Origin of the sequence: Burkholderia sp. AU4i, from assembly GCF_000466765.1 — a bacterium.
GTDB lineage: Bacteria > Pseudomonadota > Gammaproteobacteria > Burkholderiales > Burkholderiaceae > Burkholderia > Burkholderia cepacia.
This window is the reverse complement of the sequence record NZ_ASSI01000324.1, coordinates 1-5,941: the sequence shown is the minus strand read 5'-3', so window position 1 is coordinate 5,941 and position 5,941 is coordinate 1. Positions and strand designations below refer to the sequence as shown.

Sequence of the window (5,941 nt, the reverse complement as noted above, 5' to 3'; positions counted from 1 at the left end):
GCCGCCCCGGCGTCCGGCGCGGGCGTGTCGCCCTGCGCCGCGGCGGCCTGGGCCGCGAAAAGCGTGATGCCGACGCCGACACCAAGCCCGACCTTCGCGCGCCGCCGCCGTGCGGGCGACGCTGTTGTTCTATTCACCGTCATTGCTCTGGATGGAAAACTCGCCACTCGACCCTGTCGAAACCCGTTACGAAGCTGCGAAGCGTGCCCGCGACCGGGTCTGCCTCCGCCGGACGCACGCGCCGGCACGACATTCGTCAGACGAACCGGGCGAACCAGACGATCCGGCACGCAAGCGTGCCGCTCGGTCGGGAAGACGCAGGATGGGACATCGGATTCAGGTGACGCACCGGGAACCGACGCTGCCGTCGACCGGTTCGTCGGGGCGTATCGGGCGGCCGGCTGCATCGCGCGGTCTTGTCATGCGGGGGGACGCTTCGAACGCCCCGGTACGGGCGCGACGGTCTGGTGCGCGCCGTTCGCTGGAACGGCGGCGTGCCCGTCGCGCACGACATCGCGGCGCGGCGCGCATTTTACCCCGGGCGGGGCGGGCTGCCCTGGAATCGGGCGAATCGGGTGAATCGGATGGGCGGGGAAGGCGGGAACGGGAACCGCGCGATTCGCGCGGCACGGCGGCGACGGTGCCGATGTGCGCATGACTGGCGTCGTGCGCGGCCACCTCGATGACAGGCACCGTCACGCGCCGGTCACGCGGCCGGAAACCGGAGCGGGAACGTTCGCCCGCTCGCGATTCGGCGGCCGGTCAGAATCCCTGCATCGTCGCGGTCGGATCGACGACCAGGTGCACGACGCCGTAGATCACCGCGCCGACGAGCAGCGCGAGCACGATCGCCACGAACGGCAGCAACGTGTAGTTGACGTTCGCGAGATCGGCCGCGTGCGCCTTGCTGTTGCGTACGCCGAAGAAACTCCACAGGACCAGCTTGATCATGCCGAGCAGTTTCATGGTTGTGCTCCTTTCATCGAATCGGTTGACGCTATCGTCGATCCGACCGGCATCCGAAAAAAGAAGCAGTTGCGCGCGCTTTTCGCGCAGCAGGCCGTCTGCGGCCGCATGTCGCAGGGCGCGTCAGCAGTCGAGCACGAGCGGCTCCGACCCTTGCGCGGGCCGCGCGACGCACAGCAACGCGCAGCCGGGTTCGACCGGCGCATCGGGCGCCTGCTCGTAGTCGACCGCGCCCGACAGCACGCGCGTCGCGCACGTGCCGCACGACCCGGAGCGGCATTCGGACGGCACGGCCACGCGCTGCCCTTCCGCGAATTCGAGCAACGTGCCGCCGGCGGGCGTCCATGCGGCATCGCGGCCCGTGCGCCGGAACACCACCGGCACGCTTGAGACCGGCGCCCCGGTCGTGCGGGTCGCGCTGCGTCCCACGCTCGACGGCCCGAACGCCTCGAAGCGGATGCGTTCATCCGGCACGTTCAGCGCACGCAGCCCGTCGTACAGGTCGCGCATGAACGCCGACGGCCCGCACAGGTAGAAGTCGTAATCGTCGAACGTCAGGAGCCGCTTCAGTTGCGCGATGTCGATACGGCCTGCCTGCGCTGCAGAGCCGTCGTGAGGATGGCTGTCGAACCAGTGGAGCGACAGCCGTGCGTCGGCGGCCGCGATGCGTGCCAGCCCCGCCGCGAACGGCCGGTCGGCCGCGTCGCGAGCGCCATGCACGAACACCACGCGGCACGATGGCCGATCGTCCGCCAGCGCGCGGCGCAGCATCGCGATCATCGGCGTGATGCCGATGCCGGCCGACACGAGCACGGCCGGGCGCGGGCTCGCGAGATCGAACGTGAAATGCCCGCGCGGCATCTGCGCGTCGAGCGTCATGCCCGCCTGCGCGCGATCGTGCAGCCATGCCGATACGCGCCCTTCGCGCTTCACGGTGATCCGGTAATGCGTGCCGCCCGGCGCATCGGAGAGCGTGTAGCTGCGGATCGACGGCGCGTCGCTTCCCGGCAGCGCGACACGCAGCGTCAGGTGCTGCCCGGCTTCGTAGGCGGGCAATGCGCCGCCGTCCACCGGTTCGAAATGAAACGAGCGAATCGCGCGCGCTTCGTCGACGATCTTCGCGATGCGCAGCGGCCGCCATGCGGATGTCGATGCCGATGCCGATGCCGATGCCGATGCCGATGCCGATGCCGATGCCGATGCCGATGCCGATGCCGATGCCGATAGTGATTCTGATGCGGGTGCGGGTGCGGCTGCGGCTGCGATGACCGATGCGGTTGAAGTCTGCACCAACCCGCCCGCCGCACCCGCACCCGCACCCGCGCCCGCCGCCATCGCCGCCATCGCCGCCATCGCCGCGAACTGCGGCGCACGTTCGACCGCCGACCACCGGAACGGCAGCACCGCGCGCATGCGCCGCACTTCCCGCACATGGAACCGCACGACCCGCTGCGCGCCGTCGAACGACGCGACGAGCGGCCCGTCCCACACGATCTCGGCGCGCGCGGCCACAACCAGCAGGTCGCCGTTGTCGAAATCGACGAACAGCAGCCCCGCGCGCGGATCGTGCTGCAGGTTGCCGAGCGTGTTGAAGAAGCGGTTGCCGCTGAAATCCGGCGTCGTCAGCGTGTGCGCATCGTCGACGCGCACGAAGCCCGGCATCCCGCCGCGATGCGACACGTCCGCGCCACGCGCAGCGCCCGCGTCGGTCGACGTGTTCGCGCTCGCGACGAAGAACGTATCGGCCTGCGCAAGCAGCGCTCGATCGGCGTCGTTCAACGCGTCCGATACGTCAGGCCCGGCGGACGCGCCGGCTTCCCGGGCGACGAATGTCGGCTTGCGTCCCTGGATGTACTTCGCGCAGTTGCCGAAGCTCTGCTCGACCGCGATCGTCAGCGCGTCGCCGTCGACCGCGCGCACGACGCCGTTGACACGATTGCGCCGCCGCGTATCGAATTCGATCCCGAGCCCGCCGAGCGGCGCGCCCGGCTGCCACGCGCCGTCCAGCGGATCGCCCGGCAACGCGCGCGCCGCGATGCGCAGCGTACGCGGGTCCGGCGACGTCACGAACCCCGGCGCGCCGGCCCGCAGCGTCGCCCACGGCTGGCCGTTCGCATCGACGCCGCCCAGCACGAAGAACGGCAGTTGCGCGAAAAACGTCCGGTGCTGGTCCGGCATGAAACGCCGGATCCCGCGCCGGCCGGCCGAACCCGCGGCCTCCGTCACGCCCGCGCGCTGCTGCACGGCAAGCTCTCCCGCGTGAAACGGTGCGGTATCGAGTTCCCAGCCCGGTACGACGGTGGTCGGGGTGTTCATCGCGTTCTCCGTGGGCAGGCGCGGCGTCGGTGGGCGTTACGCGGCAAGCAGGCCGGCGCGCGTCGTCGGCATCGCAACGAAGCCCGGTAGCGCCTCGACGCGTGCCAGCCACGCACGCACGTGTGGATACGGTTCGAGCGACACGCCGCCTTCCGGCGCGTGCGCGATGTACGAGTACGCGGCAACGTCCGCAATCGTCGGCTGCGCACCGGCCGCGAAAGGCTTGCCGGCCAGCTCGCGATCGATCACGTCGAGCACTTTCGCGGCCGTACGCTTGGCCGCTTCGTGGTCGAGCTTCGCGCCGAACACGGTCACGAGCCGCGCGGCAGCCGGCCCCGCTGCGATCGGCCCGGCCGCATACGAGAGCCAGCGCTGCACGACGGCCGCGCCGGCCGGGTCGTCGGGCAGCCAGTGCGCGTCGCCGTAGCGCTTCGCGAGGTACACGAGGATCGCGTTCGAATCGGCGATCACCGTGCCGCCGTCGTCGATCACGGGCACCTGCCCGAGCGGATTGAGCGCGAGGAACGCCGGCTCGCGCTGTGCGCCGGCCGCGAGATCGACGTCGACGGTCTGCGAAGGCAGGCCGAGCAGCGACAGGAACAACCGGACGCGATGCGCATGCCCGGACAGCAGGAACGAGTAGACGCGAATCGGCGAAGCAGGCTTGCGGACGGCAGACATGGAAAACACTCCGGAATCTCGCGCCGCCGGGATCGGCGACGAACACCTGCAGCGTAGCGCTCGCCGTTCGTCGCCAGAAGACGGATAATCGTGGAAACATTATCCGCTTCCATAGGACAATCGACGATGGCCGATCTGCGCGACGTGAACCTGAACCGGCTGGCGGTCTTCGTCGCGGTGGTCGACGCCGGCTCGCTGACGGCCGCGGCCGAGCGGCTCGGCCTGGCGAAGACGGTCGTCAGCACGCACATGCAGCGCCTCGAATCCGAGGTCGGCGCGAACCTGCTGGTGCGCACCACGCGGCGGCTGAGCGTGACCGACGCCGGGCGGGCCTTCTACGACGCGTGCCGCGACATCGTGCGCGCCGCGGAAAGCGCGCTCGACGCGGTGTCGTCCGACGCGGGGCCGCTGCGCGGCACGCTGCGCGTGAGCGTGCCGATCGACTACGGCGCGCTGGTCGTCGCGCCTGCCGTCGTCGCGTTGCGCGACCGGCATCCGGGCCTCGACGTCGAACTCGTCGCGAACGACCGCGTCGTCGATCTCGTCGCGGACAACCTCGACGTCGCGATCCGCATCGGCCGCCTCGCCGATTCGAACTATCGCGCGGTGCAGCTCGGCACCTACGAGAAATGGCTGGTCGCGAGCCCCGCGTTCGTCGCGCGCCACGGGCGGCCGCAGGATACCGATGCGCTCGCCGCGCTGCCGTTCGTGATGCTGTCGACGCTGCCGCGCCCGCAAACGCTCGAACTCGAAGACGCGAACGGCGGCACCGCTTCGGTGCGCTGTGTCGCGCACGTCGTGTCGAACACCGCCACCGCGTGCCGCGCGATCGTGCTCGCGGGCGGCGGCTTCGGGCTGCTGACGGACTTTTCGACCGACGACGACGTCACGGCCGGCCGGCTCGTGCGGCTGCTGCCCGCGTGGCGTTCGGCGCCGGCCGGGATTCACGCGGTGTATCCGTCGACGCGGCTGCCTTCACCGAAAGTGCGGGCGTTCATCGATGCGATGAAGCAGAGGATCGACGACACGCGGCCGGCACGCAAGACGAAACGCGAACGCTAGCGCCCGCCGAATTCCGTTGCGGCTGCGCGCCGCGCCGATGCCGGCCCGCGCATTCCATTCCTCCGATGTATCGCGACATCCTCGCGACCACGCATCGCCATGCAACGCGCTCATGCGCGGCATGAAAACTAATCGATTGTTGGCGCCCCGGATCGACGCCGACAATCCGCTGCATGCCCCCTCGTTTGCGGTACGGGCCACTCCCCCTCCCAATCGGCACGTCACGATCCATGAATCATCCAGTCTCCCTCTCCTGCATCGCCGAGGCCCGCACGGCCGCGCCGGCACCGTTCCTTGCCCGTCCCCGCACCTGCGGCGAAGCACTCGTCGACCTGCTCGAACGTTATGGCGTCGAATGCGTGTTCGGCATTCCCGGCGTGCATACCGTCGAGCTGTATCGCGGGCTCGCCGAGTCGTCGATCCGCCATGTGACGCCGCGCCACGAACAGGGGGCCGGCTTCATGGCCGACGGCTACGCGCGCGTCACGGGCCGGCCGGGCGTCTGCTTCATCATCACCGGGCCGGGCATGACCAATATCGCGACCGCGATGGCACAGGCCTACGCGGATTCGATCCCGATGCTGGTGATCTCGAGCGTCAACGCTCGGCGCGAGCTCGGCGGCGGCGACGGCCGCCTGCACGAGCTGCCGTCGCAGCGTGAAGTCTTCGCGGGACTCACCGCGTTCTCGCACACGCTGCTCGACGCGGCCGATCTGCCGCAGGTGCTCGCGCGCGCGTTCGCGGTTTTCGAAAGCGCACGGCCGCGGCCCGTGCACATCGAGATTCCGCTCGACGTGATCGTGATGCCGGCGCCCGCGCTGCCCGCCGCGCCACCCGCGCTGCCCGCCCGCCCCGCACCGGACGCCGGCGCGCTCGCGGCGGCCGCGGACCTGCTCGCCCATGCGCGCCGGCCGCT

At 70.5% G+C, this 5,941-nt stretch carries 5 protein-coding genes; 2 read left to right on the top strand and 3 right to left on the bottom strand.

The window, feature by feature from the left end; all coding sequences use genetic code 11:
• Positions 1-762 precede the first annotated feature (762 nt).
• The 3 genes from L810_RS41700 to L810_RS41690 all read right to left on the bottom strand — a co-directional run bounded on the left by L810_RS41700 (position 763) and on the right by L810_RS41690 (position 3,963).
• Positions 763-966 carry a DUF2970 domain-containing protein gene (locus L810_RS41700; RefSeq protein WP_021164122.1) on the bottom strand — a complete coding sequence of 68 codons (204 nt, stop codon included), beginning with the start codon at positions 964-966 and terminating at the stop codon, positions 763-765.
• A 123-nt stretch (positions 967-1,089) separates the two neighbouring features.
• Entirely contained in the window at positions 1,090-3,282 is a 2,193-nt protein-coding gene (locus L810_RS41695; protein WP_021164121.1) for a pyridoxamine 5'-phosphate oxidase family protein, read from the bottom strand.
• 36 nt (positions 3,283-3,318) lie between these two features.
• Complete coding sequence (locus L810_RS41690; protein ID WP_021164120.1) at positions 3,319-3,963, bottom strand: glutathione S-transferase family protein; 645 nt, start codon at positions 3,961-3,963, stop codon at positions 3,319-3,321.
• A gap of 126 nt (positions 3,964-4,089) precedes the next feature.
• Between L810_RS41690 and L810_RS41685 the strand changes: the two genes are divergently transcribed.
• Positions 4,090-5,025, top strand: coding sequence for a LysR family transcriptional regulator (locus L810_RS41685; RefSeq protein ID WP_042978307.1), 936 nt, complete (start codon positions 4,090-4,092; stop codon positions 5,023-5,025).
• Positions 5,026-5,255: 230 nt separating this feature from the next.
• On the top strand, positions 5,256-5,941 hold a 686-nt coding region (locus L810_RS41680), incomplete at its 3' end, for a thiamine pyrophosphate-binding protein (RefSeq protein WP_257009042.1).